At 71.8% G+C, this 24,592-nt stretch carries 26 protein-coding genes and 3 pseudogenes; 9 read left to right on the top strand and 20 right to left on the bottom strand.

What is annotated here, in order from left to right:
- Window positions 1-51: 51 nt before the first annotated feature.
- From OG700_RS00145 to OG700_RS00165, 5 genes are all read right to left on the bottom strand, one after another.
- Complete coding sequence (locus OG700_RS00145; RefSeq protein WP_405606929.1) at window positions 52-174, bottom strand: hypothetical protein; 123 nt, start codon at window positions 172-174, stop codon at window positions 52-54.
- Between the two features lie 145 nt (window positions 175-319).
- The gene (locus OG700_RS00150) at window positions 320-862 is read right to left on the bottom strand and encodes a kinase (RefSeq protein ID WP_405606932.1); all 543 of its coding nucleotides are present in this window, start codon (window positions 860-862) and stop codon (window positions 320-322) included.
- 201 nt (window positions 863-1,063) lie between these two features.
- On the bottom strand, window positions 1,064-2,269 hold the full coding sequence (locus OG700_RS00155; protein WP_405606935.1) for a cysteine desulfurase-like protein: 1,206 nt from the start codon (window positions 2,267-2,269) through the stop codon (window positions 1,064-1,066).
- A 93-nt stretch (window positions 2,270-2,362) separates the two neighbouring features.
- Window positions 2,363-2,602: a DUF2630 family protein gene (locus OG700_RS00160; RefSeq protein ID WP_405606938.1), complete on the bottom strand. Its 240-nt coding sequence runs from the start codon at window positions 2,600-2,602 to the stop codon at window positions 2,363-2,365.
- A 64-nt stretch (window positions 2,603-2,666) separates the two neighbouring features.
- On the bottom strand, window positions 2,667-3,518 hold the full coding sequence (locus tag OG700_RS00165; RefSeq protein ID WP_405606941.1) for an aldo/keto reductase: 852 nt from the start codon (window positions 3,516-3,518) through the stop codon (window positions 2,667-2,669).
- 494 nt (window positions 3,519-4,012) lie between these two features.
- Here OG700_RS00165 and OG700_RS00170 point away from each other — a divergent pair, with 494 nt between their 5' ends.
- A complete protein-coding gene (locus OG700_RS00170) occupies window positions 4,013-4,756 on the top strand; it encodes a PIG-L deacetylase family protein (RefSeq protein WP_405606944.1) in 744 nt (247 codons plus the stop codon).
- 296 nt (window positions 4,757-5,052) lie between these two features.
- On the opposite strand, the pseudogene OG700_RS00175 reads toward OG700_RS00170, so the two are convergent.
- From OG700_RS00175 to OG700_RS00205, 7 genes and pseudogenes are all read right to left on the bottom strand, one after another.
- Window positions 5,053-5,835 (bottom strand): annotated as a pseudogene (locus tag OG700_RS00175) (MHYT domain-containing protein); the annotation flags it as partial.
- A gap of 200 nt (window positions 5,836-6,035) precedes the next feature.
- Window positions 6,036-6,401 (bottom strand): nuclear transport factor 2 family protein, encoded by a 366-nt coding sequence (locus tag OG700_RS00180; protein ID WP_405606947.1) that lies wholly within the window; start codon window positions 6,399-6,401, stop codon window positions 6,036-6,038.
- A 100-nt stretch (window positions 6,402-6,501) separates the two neighbouring features.
- Complete coding sequence (locus tag OG700_RS00185) at window positions 6,502-7,185, bottom strand: TetR/AcrR family transcriptional regulator (protein ID WP_405606950.1); 684 nt, start codon at window positions 7,183-7,185, stop codon at window positions 6,502-6,504.
- Window positions 7,182-7,862 (bottom strand): DUF4166 domain-containing protein, encoded by a 681-nt coding sequence (locus tag OG700_RS00190; RefSeq protein WP_405606953.1) that lies wholly within the window; start codon window positions 7,860-7,862, stop codon window positions 7,182-7,184. The genes OG700_RS00185 and OG700_RS00190 overlap by 4 nt, the downstream gene beginning before the upstream one ends.
- Window positions 7,859-8,620: a hypothetical protein gene (locus OG700_RS00195; protein ID WP_405606956.1), complete on the bottom strand. Its 762-nt coding sequence runs from the start codon at window positions 8,618-8,620 to the stop codon at window positions 7,859-7,861. The genes OG700_RS00190 and OG700_RS00195 overlap by 4 nt, the downstream gene beginning before the upstream one ends.
- Before the next feature lie 77 nt (window positions 8,621-8,697).
- On the bottom strand, window positions 8,698-9,345 hold the full coding sequence (locus tag OG700_RS00200; protein WP_405606959.1) for a TMEM175 family protein: 648 nt from the start codon (window positions 9,343-9,345) through the stop codon (window positions 8,698-8,700).
- Between the two features lie 186 nt (window positions 9,346-9,531).
- Window positions 9,532-10,629 (bottom strand): N-acetylmuramoyl-L-alanine amidase, encoded by a 1,098-nt coding sequence (locus OG700_RS00205; protein WP_405606962.1) that lies wholly within the window; start codon window positions 10,627-10,629, stop codon window positions 9,532-9,534.
- Window positions 10,630-11,091: 462 nt separating this feature from the next.
- Between OG700_RS00205 and OG700_RS00210 the strand changes: the two genes are divergently transcribed.
- Window positions 11,092-11,997: a hypothetical protein gene (locus OG700_RS00210; protein WP_405621339.1), complete on the top strand. Its 906-nt coding sequence runs from the start codon at window positions 11,092-11,094 to the stop codon at window positions 11,995-11,997.
- Between the two features lie 247 nt (window positions 11,998-12,244).
- The gene (locus OG700_RS00215; RefSeq protein WP_405621341.1) at window positions 12,245-13,363 is read left to right on the top strand and encodes a lactonase family protein; all 1,119 of its coding nucleotides are present in this window, start codon (window positions 12,245-12,247) and stop codon (window positions 13,361-13,363) included.
- Between the two features lie 36 nt (window positions 13,364-13,399).
- Here the strand turns inward: OG700_RS00215 and OG700_RS00220 are convergent, their stop codons facing one another.
- The 3 genes and pseudogenes from OG700_RS00220 to OG700_RS00230 form a co-directional block, all read right to left on the bottom strand.
- Complete coding sequence (locus tag OG700_RS00220; protein ID WP_405606965.1) at window positions 13,400-13,732, bottom strand: DUF6191 domain-containing protein; 333 nt, start codon at window positions 13,730-13,732, stop codon at window positions 13,400-13,402.
- A 30-nt stretch (window positions 13,733-13,762) separates the two neighbouring features.
- Complete coding sequence (locus tag OG700_RS00225; RefSeq protein ID WP_405622248.1) at window positions 13,763-14,044, bottom strand: hypothetical protein; 282 nt, start codon at window positions 14,042-14,044, stop codon at window positions 13,763-13,765.
- A gap of 74 nt (window positions 14,045-14,118) precedes the next feature.
- Window positions 14,119-14,328 (bottom strand): annotated as a pseudogene (locus OG700_RS00230) (alkene reductase); the annotation flags it as partial.
- On the opposite strand from OG700_RS00230, the pseudogene OG700_RS00235 reads away from it, so the two are divergent.
- A pseudogene (locus OG700_RS00235) lies at window positions 14,290-14,644 on the top strand (hypothetical protein); the annotation flags it as partial. The pseudogenes OG700_RS00230 and OG700_RS00235 overlap by 39 nt on opposite strands.
- 40 nt (window positions 14,645-14,684) lie before the next feature.
- Here OG700_RS00235 and OG700_RS00240 read toward each other — a convergent pair.
- A complete protein-coding gene (locus OG700_RS00240; protein ID WP_405621343.1) occupies window positions 14,685-15,920 on the bottom strand; it encodes an aromatic acid exporter family protein in 1,236 nt (411 codons plus the stop codon).
- Between the two features lie 260 nt (window positions 15,921-16,180).
- Between OG700_RS00240 and OG700_RS00245 the strand changes: the two genes are divergently transcribed.
- A complete protein-coding gene (locus tag OG700_RS00245; RefSeq protein WP_405606968.1) occupies window positions 16,181-17,788 on the top strand; it encodes an SMI1/KNR4 family protein in 1,608 nt (535 codons plus the stop codon).
- A gap of 40 nt (window positions 17,789-17,828) precedes the next feature.
- On the opposite strand, the gene OG700_RS00250 is transcribed toward OG700_RS00245, so the two are convergent.
- The 3 genes from OG700_RS00250 to OG700_RS00260 all read right to left on the bottom strand — a co-directional run bounded on the left by OG700_RS00250 (window position 17,829) and on the right by OG700_RS00260 (window position 20,544).
- On the bottom strand, window positions 17,829-19,232 hold the full coding sequence (locus OG700_RS00250) for an MFS transporter (RefSeq protein WP_405606971.1): 1,404 nt from the start codon (window positions 19,230-19,232) through the stop codon (window positions 17,829-17,831).
- On the bottom strand, window positions 19,229-19,912 hold the full coding sequence (locus tag OG700_RS00255; RefSeq protein WP_405606974.1) for an ArsR/SmtB family transcription factor: 684 nt from the start codon (window positions 19,910-19,912) through the stop codon (window positions 19,229-19,231). Before OG700_RS00255 ends, OG700_RS00250 begins: the two co-directional genes overlap by 4 nt.
- A 125-nt stretch (window positions 19,913-20,037) precedes the next feature.
- Window positions 20,038-20,544, bottom strand: a complete 507-nt coding sequence (locus OG700_RS00260; RefSeq protein WP_405606977.1) for a MarR family winged helix-turn-helix transcriptional regulator — start codon at window positions 20,542-20,544, stop codon at window positions 20,038-20,040.
- A 40-nt stretch (window positions 20,545-20,584) separates the two neighbouring features.
- Here OG700_RS00260 and OG700_RS00265 point away from each other — a divergent pair, with 40 nt between their 5' ends.
- Window positions 20,585-21,559 (top strand): DMT family transporter, encoded by a 975-nt coding sequence (locus OG700_RS00265; protein WP_405606980.1) that lies wholly within the window; start codon window positions 20,585-20,587, stop codon window positions 21,557-21,559.
- Here OG700_RS00265 and OG700_RS00270 read toward each other — a convergent pair.
- Window positions 21,513-22,292 carry an SDR family NAD(P)-dependent oxidoreductase gene (locus OG700_RS00270; protein ID WP_405606983.1) on the bottom strand — a complete coding sequence of 260 codons (780 nt, stop codon included), beginning with the start codon at window positions 22,290-22,292 and terminating at the stop codon, window positions 21,513-21,515. The two genes, OG700_RS00265 and OG700_RS00270, sit on opposite strands and share 47 nt — an antisense overlap.
- A 140-nt stretch (window positions 22,293-22,432) precedes the next feature.
- Here OG700_RS00270 and OG700_RS00275 point away from each other — a divergent pair, with 140 nt between their 5' ends.
- The 3 genes from OG700_RS00275 to OG700_RS00285 all read left to right on the top strand — a co-directional run bounded on the left by OG700_RS00275 (window position 22,433) and on the right by OG700_RS00285 (window position 24,583).
- A complete protein-coding gene (locus OG700_RS00275; protein ID WP_405606986.1) occupies window positions 22,433-23,152 on the top strand; it encodes a substrate-binding domain-containing protein in 720 nt (239 codons plus the stop codon).
- A 204-nt stretch (window positions 23,153-23,356) separates the two neighbouring features.
- Window positions 23,357-23,635, top strand: a complete 279-nt coding sequence (locus tag OG700_RS00280) for a PfkB family carbohydrate kinase (RefSeq protein ID WP_405606989.1) — start codon at window positions 23,357-23,359, stop codon at window positions 23,633-23,635.
- A gap of 282 nt (window positions 23,636-23,917) precedes the next feature.
- Window positions 23,918-24,583, top strand: a complete 666-nt coding sequence (locus tag OG700_RS00285) for an alpha/beta hydrolase (RefSeq protein ID WP_405606992.1) — start codon at window positions 23,918-23,920, stop codon at window positions 24,581-24,583.
- Window positions 24,584-24,592 lie beyond the last annotated feature (9 nt).

Here is a 24,592-nt window from a genome sequence, read left to right on the forward strand (position 1 = left end):
TCACGGCAGCCGCCGTCACGGACCAGGAACCATTCAACGCGGGCGAGGGGGTCACCACGGCACAGGTCCGCTGCGGCGGGATCCGATGGAGATCCGCCCAGGTCCCACGGTCAGTTCCAGCGGCGCCTCACCGCCGTTGCCGAGCAGCAGCCGCGCTGTTCCCCCGGCGGACATTCCCGGCGCCCCTTTCCGCCCCTGCGGGCGATCCCGTGTGAAGCCGTCGCCCTTGGGGTCGCACACGCCCGGTCGTCACACACGCCCGATGCGCCGGCCGTATCCGTGACGCACGACGCCCCGCCGTGCCAGCTCACGCGAACCCTCATTCACGCGAGGAGAGTTGGGCAAGGCGGGTGTCGCGCATGATGCGGTCGACGGTGTCGGCCAGTGCGCTGTCGGCGCCGATGACGGTCTCGGTGCCGCCGGGCAGGAGGTCGAACTGCCGGTACCAGCCGCGCAGTTCCCGCTCGCCGTACTCGTGCGCCTGGGGTTTGGTGGCGTGCCGGGACAGGGTCTCCTGGAAGGGGACGTCCAGGTAGTAGCCGTGCGTCGGGCCGCGGTGGTCGGCGCGAAGCCTGGTGAGCATGGCGCCGTAGTGGTCGGCGTGGAGGATGCCCTCGACCACGACGTGATAGCCGGCGTCGAGCGAGTACCGGGCGACGGTGTCGATCAGACCGATGTTCGCCGCGCCGGGCCGGTCGCGTTCACGGAGCACGACACGCCGGAGATTGTCCTGACCGACCAGGGCCAGACCGCGGCCGAAACGCTCCCGGATCGTGGCCGCGACCGACGACTTGCCCGAAGCGCTGTTGCCCCGCAGGACGACGAGCCGGGTCTGTGTGGTGCCCACCCTCATCCGCGTCATCCTAGGGCGTGTTGCGAAAGTAGCGCCGTCCGCCCGAAGGGCGGGGCCGACGGCGTCTGGTGCGTGCGATCGCAAGGCGGAGGATCGTGCTCGTACTGGGCGTACTTGGACGAGTCCGACAACGCGGCGAGTGTGCGTGCCAGGCGTCGTCGGCCAGGCGGGACTTTCGCAACACGCCCTAACGGCACGGGTGGCACCGTCTCAGGCGCGCAGGAACGCCGACAGGCCCGCGAAGAGTCGTTCGACGTCGTCCGCGTTGTTGTACGGGGACAGGCCCACGCGCAGGCCGCCCGCGTCCCCCAGGCCGAGATGGCGGGAGGCTTCCAGGGCGTAGAACGAGCCTGCCGGTGCGTGGACCTGGGACCGGGCGAGGAAGTGGTGGGCGTCGAGCGCGCTGCGGTTGTCGAAGGTGAGCAGCATCGTGGGTGTCCGCAGCGCGGCGCGGGAGTGCCGTGTCACGCCGTCGAGTTGGGACAGCGCGTGCTCGGCGCTCTCGCGCAGAACCGTCTCGTGCTCCTCGATCGCCGCGTAGGCGGACCGGAGCCGTGCACGCCGGTCGCCTGTCGGGCCGGGGGCGAGGTCCGCGAGGAAGTCGACGGCGGCGCGTGTGCCGGCGAGGGCTTCGTACGGCAGGGTGCCGAACTCGAAACGCTCCGGTACGGCGTCGGTGGACGGCGCCAGTTTGTCCGGCCGCAGAGTCTCCAACAGCCGGGGGGAGGCGGCGAGTACACCGTGGTGGGGGCCGAAGAACTTGTACGGGGAGCAGACGTAGAAGTCCGCGCCGAGCTCGGCGACGTCGACGAAGGCGTGTGCGGCGAAGTGCACACCGTCGACGTACAGCAGCGCACCCGCCCGGTGGACCAGCTCGGCGATGGCGGCCATGTCCGGCCGGGTCCCGATCAGGTTCGAGGCTGCGGTGACCGCGACCAGCCGTGTGCGGTCGGTGAGCAGCGCGCCGACGGACGCCGCGGACAGGTCGCCCGTGGCCGGGTCGAAGTCCGCCCATCGCACCACGGCACCGGCCCGTTCCGCGGCCTGTACCCAGGGGCGGATGTTGGCGTCGTGGTCCAGCCGGCTCACCACCACCTCGTCGCCGGGTGCCCAACTCCGGGCCAGGACACGGGAGAAGTCGTACGTGAGCTGTGTGGCGCTGCGCCCGACGACGATGCCCGTGTCCTCCGCGCCCAGCAGGTCCGCCATGGCCCGCCGGAAGTCGCGGACGATCGTCTCGGCGTTGATCTCTCCCGGCGCCGCGGAGCCCCTGACCGACAGGGGATTGCTCAGCGCGTCGGTGATCGCCGCGATGACCGGCGCGGGCGTCTGCGTACCGCCGGGGCCGTCGAAGTGCGCGACGCCGGCCCGCAGGGCAGGTATCCGAGCGCGCAATGCCTCAACGTCGTACGTCATACGTCTCGAACACCCCTCACCACACAGCACAGGCCGGTCCGGTCCGGTCGGGGGCCGATCATCTCATCGCGGGCGTTCCACCGCTCGTACGGTTCACTGCTGGTAGGACTCGACCTCGGCGACCGGTCGCGCTTCGACCCGTCGCGGGTCCTCCCCGGCGTCCGCCTCCGCCCGCCGTCGCCGCAGCAGGTCCCAGCACTGGTCCAGTCGCTGTTCCAGAACCTTAAGTCGTGCACGGTCCGCCGGGTCGAGGCCCTTGCCGGGGGCCTGCTCGCGGAGGCGGTGTTCCTCCGCGACCAGCGTGTCGATCGTCCGCAGAATGTCGTCCGCCATCACTGCCTCCACTGTTGTGCGCCGCCAACGAGCCGATGTGCCAAGCGGGTTCGCCCCGCGCCGCTCACAGCACGTCCAGCGGCACCGGACCCCGGACGGGCGGGAATGCCGCGTCGAGGGCGGCGAGGTCGTCGTCGGTGAGGGTGAGCGCGAGCGCGGCGTGGTTGTCGCGGACGTGCTCCGGCCGGCCCGCCCGGGGGATCGCGATGACGCCGCTGTGGCGAAGGACCCAGGCCAGGGCCACTTGTGCGGCCGTGACCCGGTGGCGGCGGGCTACGGCTTCGAGTACCGGGGCGGTGAGCAGCCGTCCTTGTTCGACCGGCGAGTAGGCCATGACCGGGACACCGCGTTCCCGGCACAGGGGCAGCAGGTCGTACTCGATGCCGCGCCGGGCCGGGTTGTACAGGACCTGGTCCGTGGCCATCGCGTCGCCGCCCGGCACCTCGGCCAGGTCCCGCAGATCGGCGGGGTCGAAGTTGCTGACTCCCCAGTGGCGGATCTTGCCCGCGCGGACAAGGTCCTCGAACGCGGTGACCGTCTCCTCCAGCGGAACGGAGCCGCGCCAGTGGAGCAGGTAGAGGTCGACGCGATCGGTACGCAGTCGTTTGAGGCTGCGTTCACAGGCGTTGACGGTGTCCATGTGGCCCGCGTTGTACGGCAGAACCTTCGTCACCAGGAATGCCTCGTCGCGCCGGGCCGCGAGGGCTTCCCCGACCAGTTCCTCCGCGGCGCCCTGCCCGTACATCTCCGCCGTGTCGACCAGGGTGAGGCCCAGGTCCAGTCCCAGCAGCAGGGACTGCATCTCACTCCCCCGGTGCGCCGGGTCCTGCGCCCAGCCCCATGTGCCCTGTCCCAGCACGGGAACGTGTTCGCCCGAGGGGAGCGGGACAGTGGGGACGTCCTGTGTCGGTCCCATCGCGAGGCCGCTCCTCTCGCTCGTACCGTCCCCGCGCGGTGCCCCCGCTCCGCACCCGCGCTCCCTCTCCCGTCGAGACGGTGCGTGTGCGTTCACCTACGCCGCGGGGCTTGCGTCTCCTTCAAGGCTCTCACCGGGGCGCTGCCTGTCAACCGCGGCGGGTCTTCATCAGGGGCGGGTTGACTGCGGCGCGAGTCGAATGCGGCAGGGAGGGCCGGGACGCGTCACTCGGCGCATTCGACCCTTGCACCGAGTTGTGGTCTAGACCTAGCGTGTGGAGTCGGCGGCCTGTCCGTTTCCGTACAGAGGACCGATTCTTTGATCCACATCGTTCGACTTCCTGTCCGTTCTCACCGGGCGCAGCCGGGGCCGGGTCGGCCGGGACACGGCGATCGGCCGCGCGGTCCTCGATGTGGGGCACGCCGGGCACCCGCTCACGGAGCGGCCGGCGGAGTACGCCGTCCAGCACACCCCGCAACCGAGGAGACACATCCATGACACCCCCACCGCCCGGCACCGTCATCCTCTCGCCGCACTTCGACGACGCCGCGCTCTCACTCGCGGGGCTCATTCCCCGGCTTCCCGGCCCGGTGACCGTGGTGACGGTGTACGGCGGCGAGCCCGCCTCCCACCATCGTGTCTCCTGGTGGGACAGCGTCTGCGGGTTCTCCACCGCGCGGGAGGCGTACCGCTCCCGCCTCACGGAGGACGCGCGGGCCTGTGCGCTGATGGGCGTCGGGAGCGTCGCCCTGGACCATCCCGACGGCCCCTACGCCGACGGCACGCCACTGACGGCGATCGACGCCTACCTGGCCGAACAGCCTTCGGACACCCTGCTGTTGATCCCCGTCTCCACCAACCAGTCGGACCACCAGAAGGTGCGTGACCGCGCGCTGGCGGTCACCGCGAAACTCGGCCGCGCGACGCCGATGTTCTACGCGGACCTCCCCTACACCGGCCATCTGGACGAGTGGGGATCCGCCGGAGCCGATGACGCGCTCGGCCGCAGCCACCAGTACGGGCTCGCCTACCAGGACATGGCAAGCCGTCATGACTTGCGTCTCGAACACGAACTCACCCTGACGGATGAGCAGTGGGCCCTGAAGCGCGCGGCGGTGCTCTGTTACGGCTCGCAACTCGCCGCGCTGACCATCGATCACGGCATGGTGATGGCCCGCAACGGGCCGCTGCGCGCCGAGCGGGTATGGGCGGTGGGGCCGGGCGCCAAGGACAGCTGACCGGCGGCGTGCGGGGCCGGTCGGCCAGGGCGTGTTGCCGGAAGTCCCGCTTGGCCGACAACGCGGCGAGGTGCCGTGCCAGGCGTCCCGGACCCCCGAAGATCCGCCGGACAGGATCTGGTCACCCCCTTCGTCAGCGGTGGTGCGTACGCGTGGGTTCCTGGCCGGGCGGCCGGGCGCCGGGGTCGGGATTCGCCGTCCCCGGCCCTGTGCCCGTCCAGGCCGGCGGACCGGGAACCGTGTTCGCGACGCCCGTCGCACCCCGTCCGCCGCCCGGCGCGTCCGTCCCGTCCGGACGGGGCGCCCCGCGCTTCGCCGCGGGGGGTGTCGTTCCACTCGCCTTCGCCGAGGACCAGGAGCGGGTCGAACATGACGACCACACCGGCCAGCAGGAGAAAGACGAGTGGTCCCAGCAGCATCGGGAGCATGATCGACGGCAGTGACTCGCCCCAGGCCCCCTGGCGCGCCTCGCCGCCCGGAAGGTGGACGCTGATCGCCGCCATCCCGGTGTAGTGCATTCCGGTCACGGCCACGCCCATGATGAGGCTCGCGACCAGGCTGGGGAAGAACCCTCGCACGGACACCGCCGCCCACAGCGCGGCGGTCGCGGCGACGACGGCGATCACCACGGAGACGGCCACGATCGTGGTGTCGTAGTGGAGTTGGCCGTCCAGCCGCATGCCCGCCATGCCCAGGTAGTGCATCGCCGCGACGCCCAGACCGGTGATGACTCCGGCGGTGATCAGGACGGCCGGCGAGGTGCCCCGGTAGCCCACGATGAAGACACCGACGCTGACCACGAGGACCGCCACGGCGAGGCTGGCGACCGTGAGCGGAACGTCGTAGCTGATCGGCGCCTGTCGTACCTGGAAGCCCATCATGGCGATGAAGTGCATCGTCCAGACGCCGCAGCCGATGGACGCCGCCCCGAGCGACAGCCACCCCGGTTTGAAGGACCGTTCCGCCCGCAGTGACCGGGTGACGCAGCGCAGTCCCAGCGCGCCCCCGAGACAGGCCATCACAAATGCCGCGATCGGCGTGATGACCCCGTAGCTGAACCCGTCAACCGTGCCTTGCATGTGCAGCGCTCCCGTTCATCACATCTATGAAGAAGATGTGTAGGCGCTCACATGGCCAAATTACAACCCTCGTGGCCGAATAGGCATCAACCAAGGAGCACAAATGCCCCGTAGCGTCTGATAGTTACCCGGCGCCGGTGGGCAGGAGCCGGCGCCCTCATGCCGACACCGACACCGTCCAGGGCGAGCCGCGGCGCGCGTCAGGCGCCCGGCAGCCGGTCGAGGAATCCGCTCACCGAGCTGATCCGACCGTCCTCGGCCAGCGTGACCACGTCGAAGCCCGCCGCGGGCGCCGAGCCGTCGGCCCGCGAGACCAGGTCCCAGGTGAAGCGAATCAGGTGGTGGTGGGCGTCGGGAGTGCCCGTGAGCGTGAAGTCGAAGCCCGGGAACTGGGCGTGGGCACCCCGGATGGCGGCCGTGATACCGGCGTGCCCGGCGACCTCGGCCAGCGGGTCGGTGTAGGTGCCGTCCTCGGTGAAGGCCTCGGCGACGGCCTTCTCGACGTCCTCGTCGGCGGCGTTCCAGGCGGTGAAGTAGCGTGCGACAGTTTCGTGGTGGGTGGACATCTGCGTTCCTTTCGTCGTCTGGTCACCACCCTTTCGCGGCGCCGGAAGAACGTCGATTACCCACCAGGTAACGGCGGCGCCGGTGCGCCCGCGCGGTGTCTCAACTCCGCGCGGTGTGCCGCAGCCGGCGCCGTACCGCACGCTGGGCCAGCGGTCCGAGCTCGTCCAGGACCGAGGCGAGCACGGCCAGTTGTTCCAGCGCGTCGAGGGCGTCCCCGGCGCCTTCCTGGTCGACGCCCTCGTACAGCTCAAGACCGACGAAGGACGCGGCGACCGCGCGGGCGAGGCCCGCGGAGTCGGTGAGATCGGCGACCGGGGTACCGGCCAGCACCCGCTCCAGCACCTTCTCGATCTCGTCGATCCACAGGTGCAGACCGCGCCGGGCCGCGGTGGCCAGGCGGGGCTGGGTCTGCGCCCCGGCGAGCAGTTGGCCCAGGACGGCGACCTGGCCGCCGGCCCGCTCCTCGGCGTGCATCTCCCGCCCGAACTGGAGGAGTTCGGCGAGGGAGGTCACGGCGTCGAGCCGGGGACGGTAGCGGGCGACGCGCTGCTCGGCGCCGTGCCGGCAGGCGGCGCCGAGCAGCGCGTCGACGGAGCCGAAGTGGTAGAAGACCAGGCCCTGGTTGACCCCGGCCGCGGCGGCGATCGTACGGGCGGAGGTGCGGGCGATGCCCTGCTCGGTGAGCGTAAGCAGCGCCCCCTCCAGCAGCTTCGTCCTGGTGTCGCGGCTCCTGGTGTCCTTGCCGCGCGGGGCGTCGCCCCCGGAACCCGAATCGTCCTTCACGCGCGGGCCTCTTCCCGTACGGGACGCAGCCCGGCGCGCAGCCCGTACGAGCGCACGGGCGCGTACGCGGCGGCGAAGGCGCCCTCGTACCCGAAGAGCGGTCCGAAGCGCCGGTTGGTCACGCGTACGCGGATACGGAAGCAGCCCTCCGCGTCGTCGTAGGACTCCCGCACCTCCGCGTCGCCGCCGATGAGTTCGGGCACGCGCAGGTCCACCGGCCCTTCGCGGAAGCGGTGTTGGCCCGACCGGATCAGCAGGGAGCCGTCGGGTTCGGCGGTCGGGTGCAGATCGCTGGCGAGGTGCTGGTGCGTGCCGAGGTAGTCGAGGACGCAGTCGCGCTCGGGGCTGTAGATCATGGTGGCGTCGAACCGGCGGTCCCCGCCGGGCAGTTCGAAGATCCGGACGAAGGTGACGGTCTCGCGGCCGTAGGCGTCTGTGTAGGGCACGTTCTCGATGGTGAAGGGGATACGGCGGCCGGTGCGCGGGACGAGGATGTTGCGGGCGGCGCCGAGCGCGAGGAACGGTTTGACGAAGGGGCGGCCGTGCCAGACGCGGTCCATCACGCCGCGCCCCACGCAGGCTTCGCCGCTGTCGAGACCGACGGAGAAGCGCCGTCGCAACTGGGGGTGGAGCCGGTCGAAGTCGTCGCCCATGGCTTGGCGGAAGATCGAGGTCACGGGCGCTCCAGGGTGGCGAGAAGGGCGGGGTCCCGCACAGCCGCCGACGACGCGGTCGGGCGGCCCGGAGGCGTACGCAGACAGCGTCGGGCGGCCGGTGTGCGCGGCAGTGGAGGCAGCAGAAGCAGCAGGGCGGCCAGCGCGAGCGCGACGAGTGCGGGCAGGGCCCACGGCGCCGCCCCCGCGACCCCGTCCGCCCCGGACGGGGCGAGCGCGGCGAACGTGCCCGCCACGGCGAGGAGTCGGACCGCCGGCTCGGCCACCCCGTGGGCGAGGGATCGTGCCGGGCTGACCCCGTGCTCGCACCAGAGCCGCAGCCGGTCGAAGGACCAGGCCGTCGCCCACCCCATCAGTGGCCGGCACACCCACCGGTCGGCGACGGCGCCGAAGCGTCCCCAACGGGGACGGTAGTCGTAGCCGGTGAGGAAGCGGACGCCGTCGGGCGTGGGCACGTAACGCCAGTACCCGCTGCCCTCGGCGAGGAGGGAGAGGGGGTGCGGCGAAGCGAACCTCAGTACGGAGACGCGTCGTCCGTCCGCCCCGCCGCTCTCCCCCGCGCTGACGCCGGTGCCGGAGACGGTGAGGAAGGGCAGCACCCGGACCGCGTAGCGGAACCGCTGAGGCTCACCGGGCGGACGGGGCAGATAGTCGATCTCCGAGAAGCGCAGGTCCCACCGCTGGTGGTGCGCCGGGTCCTGGGTCCGTTCCCAGAGCGTGTCCATGTCCGTACGGATGCGTGTTTCGACGTACAGGCCCATCCCGTCCCCCGGCTCCCTCGCCCCGCCCTGTGTTGAGCGACTGCTCAACTGAAAATAGCAGCACTTTGAGCGGTCGCTCAAGAGCGGGATCGCCGAACGTGCTCCTTCAGGAGGTTCCGCGTCACGAACGAGGCGACGGCACTGAGTACGAGGAGGGCGATCAGCGCCTGCGGACCGTCGCCGGGAAAGACGTAGCCGGACGGAACGGCCAGCACGAAGGCGGCCAGGTCGAACCAGAGTGCGTACCGTCCGCGCTCGCTCGCGACCTCCCCAGGAGGCTGGTGCTTGTCGACCACCCGCCTGATCACCAGCAGCGTTCCGGCGGCGAGCACATTCACCCCGGCGTACACGGCCACAGCGATCCCGGCCTGATTTCCGTAGGAGCCCAGCACGTTGGAGACGAACGGCAGAAGGGCGATCGTCAGAAGGAGGAACATCGTCAGCCGTACGAGTACCGGCGGGCTGACGCGGACCGTACGCATCTCGGCGCGGTGGCGTCGCCAGTAGCTGGCGATCGCGTAGAAGCTGACCAGGAACGACACATAGCGCGGTTCCAGATCGGCGAGGGCCTGCCGCAGCGCGGCGTCGCCGGGATTCCCGCCGATGTCGGGCACCCGCAGGTCGAGGGCGAGCAGCGTCATGGCGATGGCGAACACGCCGTCGCACAGGGTGAACAGGCGCCCGATGCCCCGTTCGTCGCGGGCCTCTTCGGTCAGGGTCTGCATGGCGGCTCCGGAAGGGACGTGCCCGGGAAGAGAGACGTGAACAGGAACGTGACGAGTGGGCCACGAACGCTCGCGCCGATCCACCGGACACGCCCTGGCACACCCGGAGGCCTTCGGCGGCAGGAGGTGACTCCTGCCGCCGAAGGGCCGGGCGGGGCGCCGGAGGGTGAGGTCCGCCGTGGACCGTCAGGCCAGCAGGCGCTGCCAGTCGGTGGTGGTGAGTACGCCGGCCGAGTGGGCCCGGTCCGCGCCGGCACGGTGCAGGGTGGTCACCGCCTTCGCGAGGTCGGCGCTGTCGGCGGCCCTGGCCTTGGGGGTGATCAGCGGCCAGATGTCGGAGCCGAGGTAGCCGGTCTCGTCGGTGTGGCCGCGCACCATGGCCGCGCAGGTGTGCTTCTCGACGTTGTGCACATCGGCCAGCTTGACCACCGCGCGCTTCGTGACCGCGCCGAAGACCCCGTCCACCGGTACGTCTTCGAAGCCGCGGGCACGCAGGAGGTACTGCGCGGCCCGCACCTGGGGGCCGGCCGACCCCGGCCGCAGGAGCGGCCAGACGGACGGCCGGTCGGCCGGCGCGACGCCCAGCGCGCCGGCGACCGCGTCGCGCAGCTCCTGGAGTCGGCCGTAGAGCACGCCGCCTGGGCACTCGGTGGAGTTGAAGTCGCGGTGGCCCATGATGTCGGTGACCGGCCGCCCGTACCGGGTGGCGATCCAGGCGACGAGTTGGACGAGGGAGCCCCAGAGCGCGGCCGGCACGTCGACCTCCGTATAGAGGCCTTCGTTCTCGATGCCGATGACCTCGCTGTTCCGGCCGCCGACGTTCGCGCCCTGCACGTGCCGCGTACCGCCGCGTACGACGTCGAGGCTCTGGTGCCGGCCTTCGAGGACGAAGCCGCCGCGCGAGTTGGTGAACTGCTGGCCGGAGTCACCCCAACCCTGGCCGTCCATATGGAAGTTCTGGATCGACCGGCAGATCTCCATCGCGTGCTCCAGCGAGTAGTCCTCGCTGTTGCCGGGCTCGGCGGTGTGGTGCACGACGATGTAGGTGGGCACCCGGTCGAGCACGACGATCTGCTGGTTCGGGGGCCGCGCGCCCCATTCGGCGGTGCTGTGGATGCGCGGCTCGGGTGCGGCGAGCGACGAACCGGCCGCCGGGCGGCGGCTCGCGCGCACCGGGGCGGCGTTCGCGGGTGCGTTCACGGCGAGTCCGAGCGCGCCGGCCGCCGTGGCGGTCAGACCGCCTCTCAGCACCGTACGACGGCCGGGACCTGAAGGGGCAGCCATGTCGATCTCCTTGGGAAGTGGGGGGGAACGATCTCCCGGGTTCAACGACAACAGGCACGTCGCGCAACAGGGGTACGCCACTCCGGTGGGGCGGAGTCGAGGCGCGCCCACGATCCACGACGCGTCAAGACAAGCAATCCCGCCATGCTCCCGACAACCCTGTCAGGCAACCTATTTGACGCTCTTTCGGCTGTCTGACATGACGCGCGTTCGCGAATCACCCGCAGGACGACGAATCACCCCCGGCCGCCGTTGCTCGTACCGATAACGGATGGCTCGAAGTCCGTCAGGCGCTTTCCACGGGCGGTCTCCGACGCCTGCTTAGCCAGAACGGGGGAAATCTCGGAGTCTGTCTCCGATCGCGTATCTCGGGTCGGTCGGATCACACGATGATCGCGTTTCATGGCGCAGAACGCGGCGGACGAGGACGAACCGTCCGCCAACGCCCACGAAAGGCTTGACATGCCCCTCCTCCCCCGCGCTCGCCACGGCGCCAGAGGTGTCCTGGCCCTCACCTCGCTCTGTACGTGCCTGCTCCTCGCCGGATGTGCGCAGCAGGCGCCCGCGCCGGGCGACGGACAGCGGGCGGAGAGCCGGACGTCGCCGTCCGGGGCGGCGCAGAGCCGGAACGCGGAGGGCCGTCGCGTGGAGAGCCGGAGCGCGGAGAGCAAGTCGGCGGAAGGTGAGCCGGCGGGAGGCCGGCCCGAGCGGCGCCGGGGCGCGGCGGACGCCGCGGCTCGCGGACTCGCCGGTGCGCCGGTGGAGGCGGCGCTGGTCCGCGAGATCCCCGGTCTCGGCCCGCGCACCCGCGACCGTATCCCCGTCTCCACCCGCCAGGCGCTCGTCGTCAGCGGCGAGGGCCGGAATTCCTCACGGTCCGGCGTCGTGCTGTACGAGCGGAACGCGGACACCGGCTGGCAGCCCGTCACCAACAGCTGGCCGGCGCACAACGCGCTGCGCGGCTGGACCCGCGACCACCAGGCCGCCGACCTGCGCTCGCCGATCGGTGTCTTCACCCTCGGCGACGCCGGCGGCCGGCTTCCCGACCCCGGGGCCAGACTCCCGTACGACGAGGACAGCGCCTTCGAATCCCCCGGCACCGGCTTCCTGGGCGAGCCGCTGGAAGGTTCCTTCGACTACGTCGTGGCCATCGACTACAACCGGACACCGGGGACCACTCCGCTGGACAAGGCCCGTCCCCTCGGCCTCGAAAGGGGCGGTGGCGTCTGGGTCCATGTGGATCACGAGGGGCCCACCCAGGCCTGCGTCTCGCTGTCGAGAACGCACATGGTCGAACTCCTGCGCCTGCTGGACCCGGCGAAGCGGCCGGTGATCGTGATGGGCGACACCGAGGCGCTCCGCGGCTGACGGGGCCGATGGGGCCTTGCCGACGGGGGTACGAGGGCGACAGGGTGGCAGCCACGACACCGGCAAGCACTCCCCTCACGAGTCATCCGAGGTGCCCGGCATGAGAAACGACCGCTCAGGAACAGCCTCAGCCTCACAGCCACAGGCACAGGCACAGGCACAGGTACAGACACACGCACAGGCACGCGCACAGGCACGCGCCGCCGCAAAGCCGGCCGGCGGGCCGAGCCGTCGTCAGGTCATCGGCATAGTGGCCGCCGCCGCGACGGTCTCGGTGCCCGCCACCGCGACGGCCACGCCGACCGCCACCCGCTCCACGACCCGCCCGCGCCAACTCCTGGCCACGGGGCCGCTGTTCATCGGCACGTACACCTCCGGCGGCGGTACGGGCATCGGGCTCGCCTCGTACGACACGGCTACGGGCCACATCACCGGCACCGGGACCCTCCAAGGTGTCGGCGACCCCTCGTATCTCGCCGTGCACCCCGACGGCGGCACCCTGTACGCGGTCAACGAGCGCCAGGACGGCGGCGTCACCGCGATCGCGCTGGGCGCGGACGGCGGCCACACGGTCCTCGGCACGCGCGGCACCGGCGGATCGTCGCCCTGTCATCTGTCCGTGCACCCCGGCGGGCGGTGGCTGCTCAGCGCGAACTACGGCTCCGGCAGCGTGGCCGTCCACCCCGTCGAGACCTCGGGCGCGCTCGGCGAGCGCACCGATCTGGTGACCCACTCCGAACCGGCTCCGGGCCCCGGCCAGAACGGCCCGCACGCGCACCAGATCGTCACCACCCCGGACGGCGGCCATGTGCTGGCCGTCGACCTCGGCACCGACAGCGTCTACACCTACCGTCTCGACGAGACGGCGGGCACGCTCACCCGGGTGTCGTACGCGAGGCTGCCCGCGGGCGCGGGGCCGCGGCATCTCGTCTTCCATCCCTCGGGTCGATTCGCCTATCTGGCCAACGAGTTGAACAACACGATCGCCGTCTGCGGGTACGACCCCGGCAGCGGGACCCTCACCCCCGGCGAACCGCTGCCCACCGGCGCCGGCGGCAGCTTCCCCTCCCAGCCGGTGATCACGGCCAACGGCGCGTTCGTCTTCCTCGCCAACCGGGGGCACAACAGCCTGTCCCGCTTCGCCGTGGAGGACAACGACGCCGGCCTGCGGCTGCTGGACACGGTCCCCGTCGGCGGTGACCAACCGAGGCAGCTCGCACTCTCCCCGGACGGGAGTCTGCTCTTCGCCGCCAACCAGCGGTCGAGCGCGGTCTGCGTCTTCCACATCGACCAGGCCAGCGGCGAACTGGCTTCGGCGGGCGCCCCGTTCGCGTCCCCGGTAGCCGTCTGTGTGCTTCCCCTCTGACCGGGCGTGAGTCGGCCGGGGGGTCGGACCGGCCGGTCAGTTCGGGCGGTCCGGCCGGCCGGGCCCTATCCGTACGACCGCCGTACCGCCGTCCAGATCCACCGTCGTCCGGTGCGGCGGCGCCCCGTCCTCCTCGTCGTCGCGCATCAGCCGGGCGGACCGGCGCTCCTTCAACTCGCTCTGCTTGCCCGGCGAGAAGCTCGCGTGCAGCATCTCGAACCCGGTCGTGGAAACCTGCCCCTGCCGGGCGATGTTCCGCCACGGCAGTACACCGGCGCGACCGGCGCGCAGCAACAGTTGATCGATGAACGCCAGCGCGGTCAGCAGGATGACCAGACCGGGCAGAGTCATGAAGACGGCGAATCCCATACGTCAGTATCCCCCGCGAGCCCCGGCGCGTCACGAGCCTGCGGAGCACAGGTCCAGCCGCAGGGCCGGGTGGTGGGTGCGGCCCCGGCCACCGTGTGCGCAGAGGTGGCGCTCGTCGGTGGTGTTGAGCGGTGCGCCGCAGGCGAAGCGCTCGGGGAGGTCCGGGTTGGCGATGAAGGACCGGCCGTACGGGACGAGGCCGGCGAGCGCCGGACAGCGGTCGTTGTCGGTGAGGTGGAGGTAGAGCAGGCCGAGGCGGTCGACGGCGTCGAGGAGGGCGCGGTAGGCGGGGGCCGGGTCGGCCTCGGCCATGCCGAACGGGGGGTGCCCAGGGAAATCCGCAACGCCGTCCGCCCGGCCCCGACCGCGTCGGCGACGGCCGTGACCAGCTCGGCGGGGAAGCGGATCCGGCCCTGGTCGTACCGCCGTAGCCGTCCGTGCGCGACTGGTGTTGTCGGCGAGAACTGAAGGATCAAGTAGCTTTTGGCGCCGTGCAGTTCGCCGTGCGGTCCGATCCCGTCGAAGCCTGCCGCCATGGCGTTCCCGGCCGCCCTGACATGGTCGTCGACGGCCCGCCGGATGTCGTCGCGCGTCATCTCGCGGGGCGGGAGGGGATCGGCCTTCCCGCCGTCGCGTACGTGGCGGAGCGGGGACTGCTCGCCTCCACCCGTACGACCTCGGGCCACCGCGTACACCGGGAGCGGGCGGTCGACCGGGGGGTCCGTATCCAGGAGCTGTTCGCCGCCGGGCTGCTGCCGTGCCCTGCGGGACGAGGACGGGGGTCCTTCGGAGACCGCGACGCCGTGGCTCGTCGCCGACCTGACGCGGCAGCGGGCCGGGATCGACCAGCGGATCGCCGAACTCGTACGTACGCGCGAGGTGCTGGACGACGTCATCACGACGGTGTCCGGCGACCGAGGACGAGCGCGATCCACGAGCCGCGCCACCGGCGTCACCGCTCCCGTCCGGTGTCCCCGCCTCCCCGCCCGCCGCGCCGCTTCAGCGTGGGCCGCTTCAACTTGGTCCGCTGCATACGGCGCAGCCATTGGGTGAACGCGGTGAATCGCGGGTAGCGCTCACGCTGTTCCCGGGTGGATCTGTCCAGCTCCTCCATCAGCCGGCGGGAGCGGTGGTCGGTGTCGAGTTCGTCGAGCAACCGGTCGATCTCCGACAGCAGCGCGCCGTGGAGCTGCCACTGGCGCGGGTGCCGCTGCACGCCTTCCAGCAGCAGGTGTGCCGCTCGCTCGCGGCTCGCCCCGGCGGCGGTGAGGTCCTCCGCGAGCCGGGTCTCCGCCGCCTCGGCGGCCTCGCTCGTCTGCGTGGTGACCAGCACCGCGAAGCTGACGAGCGCGTCCGCGACCTGCGACAGCAGCTCCTCCAGGGCGGATCCGACCTCGGGCGCGAAGAGGTCTTCCTCCTGGCGCTCCTTGGCGAGGTCCGTGATGGTGCGGGTGAGTACGCGCAGCACCACCGCGCAGATCTCCAGCGTGTCCAGGCCGGTACGGAGCACCACCCGGTACAGCAGCCCTTCCTTGACGCGCGGGTTGAGCCGCAGGCTGTCCTCGGCCTGGCGCAGCGCCGCGTCCACCTCGGCGATGCCGTGGTCGAGCCGTCGCGCCTCGCGCAGCCGGGCCGCGGCGAGTTCGACGGGGGTGTGGGTGGTCAGTTCGTCGCCGACGTCGCGCATCAGCCGGCGCATCTGCCGGGCCAGACCCTCGATGGACTCCCCGGCGGCGCCGACCCAGACCGGCGGCACGAACAGCACGTTGAACAGCAGCCCCACCACCGCGCCGATCAGTGTCTCCAGGACCCGGTCCCAGGCGGTGCCCGCCGCGTGGGTCACGCCGAGGACGAGCATGGCGCTGATCGCCACCTCGGGAACGAACTCGTTGACGCGGACGAGCCGGCCGGCCAGCAGCGAGGCCAGGATGATCAGCCCCAGGCTCCACCAGGACAGCCCCACGAGCGCACTGAATCCGATGGCGATCAGCACGCCGGCGACGACGGCGTTCACCCGGCGGACGCTGGTGGTGAGGGTGGAGTAGAGCGTCACCTGCACCACGAGCAGTGCGGTGAGGGGCGCGGTCAGCGGCGCGGGTTCGCTGCTCAGCCACAGCGCGACGATGTAGGCGAGCGTCGCGGCCGCCGTGGAACGCAGTGTCTGGGTGACGGTCACGTCGTTCCGCATGTCCAGCAGCCCGGTCAACGCCCCGCGCCCCGAACCACCCTTGTCGTCGTCGCCCGCGGCCCGCAGTCTCATGAGCAGCACCCTGCACACAGACAACGCGCGGAGTCCGTGCGACACGCGGCACCGGTGACAGCGACGACGGCGGCGGCGGGAGCGGCGACGGGATCTGACGAGGCGTCCGCGTTGTCAGTACGCCGTGATAGCCATGACCGTGGCAGTGGCAGTGGCACGACTGATCTTCGAAAACGATGGGTACTCGTATGGCAGGCGAGCAGAACTCCGAGACGACGGAGATGTTCCGGCGGATGGCGCTGAGCATGTTCAAGGGGGCACCCGCGGGCTTTCGACGGACTTCCCTGAGTGCTCGTGCCGACCGGCACGGAGCCAGCGGCGGAGTGACGAACGTACTGGCCGGCGGCAGAGCGCGGCCCGGCCCGCGGGATTTCCACCAGCAGTTGAGCCGGGTCTACGACCTGGCCGGGACCGGCACCGACGAGCTGGGCATCGAGATCGTCGTGGATCCCACCGGCCGGTTCGAAGCGGTCACCGGCCGGGCGTTGCTCAGCCGGCGGGGCTCCGCACCGGGAACGGAGCAGTGTCTCTACGTCCGCAGGCCCGATGTCCTTCCTCCCGACGCGGGTGACGACGCGCCCGGTCCGTCGCGGGCGGCGCGGTCCGGGGATCCGGTGGAGGCGGTTCAGCTGCTGGACCGGTATCTCAGGAAGCGGGCGGCAATACTCGGACTGCCGGAGGGCGACCTCGAATGGCTGCCCCGCCCGCTGGAGCCGGCGGAGATCGACGATCTGGAGCAGTCCTCGCCCGATATCACCCTCCCCGAGGATCTGCGCGCGCTGTACGCCGTGGCGGACGGCGACGGCGGGGACGGCGGCGCCCGGCTCATGGACCGTCACTCGTGGTTCGACCTGAGGCATGTGGCGGCGAGGTACCGGTCCGACCTCTGGTGGCTGACGGCAGCCTCGTGGTCCTCCCATCACCCGCACGCGGTGCGGTACGACGCGAGCCCCTTCGGTCTCGTACGGCGCTCCGCCCGCCGCCCCGGCTGGATCCCGTTCGCGGAGAACGGGGGCGGCGACTTCCTCGCCGTCGACATGGATCCGGCGGAGGGCGGACGCCCGGGGCAGGTGATTCGGATCGGCCGCAACCACGACGACGGCCCCGTCCACGTCGCCGATTCCGTGACCGCCCTGCTGCGCGCCCAGTTGGACGCTCTGGAGCGTGGCGCGTACGAGTGCGACGTCGAGAACGGCGAGCTGTGGATCGAAACCGGTCTGCCGAAGCGGCGTCGCGCCGCGCTGTCCCACTCGCGTGTCCACGAGGCGGCGGCATCGCTGGACGATGTCCAGGCACTGGTGACGACCGGAGAGACAGACCTTGAGCCGTTGCGCGGGGCGCGGCGGCTCTGGCGGGTGTGTCTGTCCGGCGCCACGGCCGTCGAGTTGGCGCCGCTGGGCGACGTCCCGCTGGAGAGCCTCGAACTCGACCTGGCCTCGGTGGACTTGGCGCCCCTGACGGAGCACCCGACCCTGCGCACCGTCACGGTCAGGACAGCCGCCCCGCTGTCCCTCGCTCCGCTGCGCGACTGCCCGCGGCTGTACGGGCTGGACCTGTCGAACGCCGCCGTGCGCGACATCGAAACGGTCGCCGAGATGAAGGGGCTGCTGTATCTGTCGCTGCGCCACGAGCAATGGCTGGACTTGTGGGACCGGACCGGCTCACCGTTCGCGCCGGCGGTGCCCGTGCTGGCCGGTACCACCACACCGGGACAGCTGGTGGAGTGGGCGGCCCACTTCGCGGACGGTGACCAGAGCGACGCACTCCATTACTACGAAGGGCAGTTGACCGTCTGAGGCCGACCGCCCGAGGACGATTCGGGCTGCCCTGGGGGCATTATCCGACGGACCGCGTGAGGGGGGCGCGGGGCTCCGGGTCCGCGTCCGGGTCCGGGTCCGGGTCCGAGATCGGCTGCGGGACGACCGGAGTGTCGGGTGCCAGGCCCTTGCCGCGCAGCCTGTCCATCTCCCGCCATTCCGGCCGCAGTCCGGTGAGATTCGTCGTGAGGAAGTACGCCGCCCCGCCCGCCAGCAGCACCGGCACCAGTCCGAACGAGGCCACCGCGGCTCCCCCGATCAGCCCGCCGAGCGGGATTCCGGACCAGGAGAGCGATCCGCTGAGCGCCTTGACCCGGCCCAGCAGGCGGCGGGGCACGCGTTCGTAAGTGACCGCCGCCAGGATGGGGTTGAGGAAGCCGGCGCCGAAGCCGCCCACCGCGAACACGACCAGCACGGTCCACAGGGGTGCGGGCGAGGCGAGGATCAGGAAGCGCGGCGCGCCCGCCAGGATGAATCCGCCGAAGAACACCAGCCGTCGCCGCATCCGGTGCGCGACGCCTGCGGCGATGAGGCTGCCGCCGATCGCCGCCAGTCCGCCCGCACTGGCGCACAGGCCGATGGCGCTCGGCCCGTTGCCGGACTCCTTGGCCCAGACGGGGAGGAGGACGGAGCTGAACGCGGCGTCCAGGAGGTTGGTGATCGCGACCATGACGATGATCGCGAGGAGCAGCGGTTCACCGCGCAGGAAGGTGAAGCCCTGGCCGAACCGCCTCCAGTACCCCGGCTCCGCGGACGGATCGGTGTCGACCCCGTCCGACGGAACGCGCTCCGCCGGTCGGCCCATGCCACGCGGCAGCACCAGCGCGATGATCACCGAACCGAGCGCGAAACAGGCCGCGTTGACGGCCAGCCCGGGCAGCGGCCCGAGGAACGCGATCAGAGCGCCGCCCGCCGCCGGACCGACGGTGGCGGCGAGCCGTTCGGTCACACCGGCGAGGGCGGCGGCCCGCTCCAGCGGGAGGCGACCGTGGTCGGCCGCCTCGGGGACCATGACGTCCTTCGCCAGATCGCCCGGCCCCCGCGCCGCGCCGATCAACGCGACCAGGACGAGCAGCAGGGGGAACGAGAGCCGGTCGGCCGTGTGCAGGAGAGGGACTGCGGCAGCGGCGGCGGCGCTGATCAGGTCGGTGGTCCAGGAGATGGTGCGCGGTCCGGCCCGGTCCACGAGCGGTCCGGTGAACGCCTTCACCACCACGTAGGGCGCCATCTCGCAGAAGGCGACGAGCCCGGTCTGGGTGGCGCTGCCGGTGGTGACGAGAGCGAACCAGGGCAGGGCGATGGCCGAGACCCGCGTACCGGTCAACGACACCGCCATGGCGGCGAGTACGCCGACGAGCGGCAGCAGCGTACGTCGCCCTGATATGACGTCAGAATCCGTTGCCCGCACCCCCGTTGCCGTCACCAGGACTCCATTCGCCGTGACCGTGCGCGAGCCGGGTCGCTCGCGGGGGCGGCATCGGGAGAGTCCGCGCCAGGGGTGTCCAGCTCGGGCAGGATCTGAGCGATCAGGGAGACGCGCTCGGCGCCCTCCGGCGCCTCGGCCGCCGTCTCCGGGTCGTCCGACCGGTAGCGGTCGAGGAGCGCGCGCAGCTCTTCCCGCAGACTCACCGTCTCCTCGGGAGTCAGCCGCAGCGACCAGTCGCTCATGTCGAAGGTGCCCCGCCACCGGTCGGGCAGCGTCTGTAGCTCACTGAGAGCCCGTTGGGTGCGCAGGGTGTACGCGGCGGCGACCGACTGGAGATAGGCCAGCGCCGCCTCGGGCTCCCGCTCGGCGAGTTCGGGCTCGCTGAACCACGTCGACCGGTGGACCGCGCGCCACCAGCGTTCCCGTGCGTTGCCGCGCTCCGCGTCCTCCTCGACGAACCCCGCGTCGCCGAGCTGGCGCAAGTGGTAGCTGGCCGTACCGGAGTTGACCCCGAGCCGTTCGGCGAGCCTGGTGGCGGTCGAAGGGCCGTGCTTCCGCAGCAGCCCGACGAGTTGGACACGTACCGGATGGGCCAGGGCGCGCAGTCCCTTCGCATCCAGCACGACCGTGTTCGGCGCGTGTTTCGGACCGCGAGGGGTGTCGTTCGAATCCGTCATGCCGAGCAGCCTAGACCGCAAACAGTTCTTCGCAAACAGTTCTTCGCAAACAGTTATTTGCGAAGAAGTCTTTGCGAATGAGCCTTGGGGTTCCTCCGGGGGCGGCCCGCGTGGTGGGGGCGCGTTCAGCCGCGCGCCTCCCCGGTCGCCGCCAGCCACTTGGTCAGCAGGGATTCGAGTTGCGCCGCCTCGCCCTCGGTCAGCGCGTCCAGCAGGCGGCGCTCGTTGGCCATGTGCTCCGCGAAGGCCCGGTCGATGAGCGCCCGGCCGTCCGGGGTGAGCGCGACGACCCGGCCCCGCCCGTCACTCTCGCTCGCCCGCCGGGAGACCAGCCCGGCCCGTTCGAGCCGGTCGACGCGTTTCGTCATGGCACCCGTCGTGACCATGGTGTGCCCGGCCAGTTCGCCGGGCGCGCGTTCGAAGGGCTCGCCCGCCCGCCGCAGCGCGGCCAGGACGTCGAAGTCCCCCTCCCCCAGCCCGTACTTCCGGTACACGACGCACAGCTCCTCGGTGAGATACACGCCGAGGCGGTGCAGGCGCCCGATCACGCCCTGCGGACGGACATCGACATCAGGGCGCTCACGGGCCCACTCCCGCTGGATACGGGCCACGCGGTCAAGGGATTCAGTCATGACGGCAATAATACCTTCCAGGGAAGATACTATCGCTTCCATGGAAGCTACCGCCTCGGCCCCCGCCCGCTGGTCACTCGTCACCGCCGTCGCGCCGATCGCCTGGGGCACGACGTACTTCGTCACGCGGCGCTACCTGCCGGCCGATCATCCGCTGTACGGGGCGGTGTTCCGGGCCCTGCCCGCCGGGATCGTGCTGCTGGCGCTGAGCGGACGACGGCCGCACGGGTCGCTGTGGTGGAAGGCGCTGGTGCTCGGCACCCTCAACATGGGGGCCTTCTTCGCCCTCGTCTACCTGGCGGCCCAACTCCTGCCGACCAGCATCGCCTCGACCGTCATGGCGACCGCGCCGGTGGTGATGATGCTGCTCGCCTGGCCGCTGCTGGCGGAGCGTCCGCAGGTACTGCCCGCCGTCGGCGCGGCCATCGGGATCGCGGGCGTCAGCGTCATGCTCCTCACGAACGCGACCGGGATCGATCCGCTCGGTGTGCTCGCCTCCGTGGCGGCCATGACGATGTCCTCGATCGGCTACATCCTCACCAAGAAGTGGTGCCCGCACGTCGACGTTCTCGCGCTGACCTCGTGGCAGTTGATCGCCGGCGGGGCCGTGCTGGTGCCGGTCGCGGTCGCCGTCGAAGGGGCACCGCCGGCCCTGGACGGGGGCGCGGTGCTCGGGTTCGCCTACATATCCGGCGTGGCGACGGCTGTCGCCTTCACCGCGTGGTTCACCGGCCTGCGGCATCTGAGCGCGGGAACGGTGGGGCTCATCGGTCTGCTCAACCCGGTCACCGGCGTCCTGCTCGGCACACTCGTCGCCGGAGACACCCTCACCGCGCGCCAGGGCGCCGGGCTGATGCTGGTGTTCCTCGGCATCGTGCTGGGACAGCCGGGCGTGACCCGGGCCGTGCGCGCCCGGCGCGCCCGCCGTAAGGCCGTTCTCTCCGGCGGCCGTACGGCTCGACCACCCCTCAGTGGACGGAGAACCCGCCGTCCACGAAGACCGACTGCCCGGTGACGTACGCGGAGGCCCGGCTCGCCAGGAAGACGGCCGCGCCCGCGAAGTCCGCCGCCACCCCGTTGCGCCCCGCCATCGTGCGCGCGGCAAGCGCCGCCACCCGCTCGGGGTCGGACGACAGCCGTTCGTTGAGCGGCGTCATCACGAACCCCGGCACGAGCGTGTTGCAGGTGACCCCGTACCGCGACCACGCCTCGGCCTGCGAGCGGGCCAGCGACTCCAGTGCGCCCTTCGAGACACCGTAGACACCGCTCTGGACGAACGCCCGGTGCGCCTGCTGGGACGTGACATGGATGATCCGGCCGAAACCGCGCTCGGCCATGCCGGGGCCGAACCGCTGTCCCAGCAGATACGGCGCCTCCAGATTCACCGCCATCGTCGCGTCCCAGACGTCGTCGCCGGTCTCCCCCATCGGGGGCCGCAGATTGATCCCGGCACAGTTGACGACGGTGTCGGGTTCGCCGAACATCTCCGCCGCCTCGTCGGCCACCGTACGCACGCCCTCGCGGGTGCCGAGGTCGCCGCTCACCCACGCCGCCCGGCAGCCGCGGTCCGTCAACTCGTCGACCGTGGCGGCCAGTTCCGCCTCCCCGCGGGCCACGACGACGACGCTCGCGCCGGCGCGGGCGAGGGCCTCGGCGATCGCCCTGCCGATGCCGGAACTGCCACCGGTGACCAGAGCCACGCGGCCTTCCAGGGAGAACAGTTCGGAGAGATACGCCTGCGAATCCATGCCCGCAGATTAGACGTCGCACGAGGCTCCCTGCCTGGTGGGTGACGTGCCCGCCGCGCGGGCCGCGCCGGAAACCGATCGGTCGAACCCCTTGGCGCACCGCGCGGGACACTCCAGGAGCCCGCCTCGGAAATGTTTCCATGGAATCGTTTGCAGACCGCGCCGGGATACAGTCCCCGCAGTCCTTCCTCACCCAGCGGGGGGTCGACGGCATCATCATCGCTCCGCAGGGCGAGGACAGCGGCCACCTCAGGACCCTCGCCACCACCGTGCCCCTCGTCTTCGTCGACCGGACCGTCGACGGGTTCGAGGTGCCCAGCGTGACCTCCGACAACGCGCAGGGCATCGACCAGGCCGTCGCCCATCTCGCCGACCGCGGCCACACCCGCATCGGCTACATCGGCGGCCCCCGGTCCATCTCCACCGGCCGCGCCCGGCACGACGCCTTCGTGCGTGCCGTCGCCCGGCACGGTCTCGACGCCGACCCCGGGCGCATCACCTCCGGGGACTTCCGCTCGGCGAACGGCTCGACGGCCGCCGAGCGCCTGCTGTCCGGCCAACGGCCGCCGACCGCGTTGCTCGCGGCCGACAGCCCGATGGCGGTGGGCGCGCTCGGCGCGCTGCGCCGCCGCGGACTGCGGATCGGCGCGGACATCGACCTGGTGGCCTTCGACGACATCGAGTGGTTCTCCGAACTCGACCCCCCGCTCACCGTCGTCTCGCACGACGCGCAGGCCATGGGGTCGACGGCGATGAGGCTCCTCCTCGACGTCATCGAGGGCCGCACACCCGAGTCGGTGATCCTGCCGGCCCATCTCGTCGTGCGGGAGTCGTCGGGCGGGGCGCGGCGACCGGCGTAGCCGGCAGGAGGCCGTACGCGGCCCCACCCCGGCCCGCGCCCGCTGTCCGGATCTCCCGTCCACGGGACCGGCGGTCCTGCCGTCACCCCGCACCTCACACAACTGCCCATCCGCATCAGGCCTTCCGAGGGAGGCGAGGCACCCGACCGGTGCCCGCCGTCCCGTACACCGCCCTGCCTTCCACACCATGAACGGGGATCCCCCATGCCCACCACCGTCTTCGTCGTCGGCAGCCTCAACGCCGACCAGCTCCTGGCGGTCCCCGCGTTCCCGGCGGCCGGCGAGACCGTGCTCGCCTCCGACGTACTGATCACCGCCGGGGGCAAGGGCGGCAACCAGGCCGTGGCCGCCTCCCGGGCCGGGGCGGCGGTCGTGATGACCGGCGCGCTCGGCGACGACGCGCACGGCTGGCTCGTACACCGGGCACTGACCGAATCCGGTGTGGACACCGGGTGGCGGGAGGGGACGGTGCGCCGGTCCTGAGGCCGGGGGCGCGCCCGCGTCGCCGGTGGCGCCCCCACAGGGGGGCGGTGCGGTGGTGCGGTTACGGTCCGGGGGGACGACGCCGCGCCACCGCCCCCTTGCGCACCGCTCCGGCGCGGGGAATCCGGCGTGCGGAATCGATACGCCGGACGAGGCATCCGGGGCGGCCTCGGCGACGAATACTTTCCGTGGCGGGTGACCCCACCCGCCACGGATGACAGAAGAGAGGCCAGGCACCACGTGCCCGTCAGCGATCCCCGTGCTCCGCTCCCGCCCGCCCTCGTGCTCGACAGATCGGCCCCGCGGCCCCGTACCGCCGTGCTGCTGCTGCACGGCGGACGCTCGGAGGGCATGGCGCCGCCGCCCCGGTGGAATCTGGCCGCCGCGCGGATGCGCCCGTTCACGCGGGCGGTGCTGCGCGCCACCGAGGGGCACGACGTTCTCGTGGGACGGGTCCGCTACCGGCACCGGGGCTGGAACGGCACGCGCGCCGACGCGGCGGCGGACGCCCGGCGGGCCCTCGACGAGCTGGAGCAGCTCGCCGGTTCGGTACGGGTGGTGCTGGTCGGCCATTCGATGGGCGGGCGCGCGGCGCTGGCCGTGGCCGGGCACGAGCTGGTGCGCGGTGTGGTGGGGCTCGCCCCGTGGTGCCCGCCCGGGGAGCCGGTGGACCAGCTCACGGACCGGCGGATCGTCCTCGTGCACGGTGACCGGGACCGGACGACCGACCCGACGGGCAGCCGCGATGTCGTGCGCCGCGCACGCGAGGCGGGCGCCGACGCGTGCGCGGTGCTGATGTCGGGCGGAGACCACGCGATGCTGCGGCGGGCCGTCGAGTGGCACGCCCTCACCACCGAGCTGGTCTCCGGTCTGCTCGGGCTCGCTCCACTGCCCGGTCCGGTGCGGCGCGCGTTCGAGGAGGGGCGGGACCCGGCGACGAGCGAGTGACGCGACGGG

Source organism: Streptomyces sp. NBC_01508 (assembly GCF_045040315.1).
GTDB lineage: Bacteria > Actinomycetota > Actinomycetes > Streptomycetales > Streptomycetaceae > Streptomyces.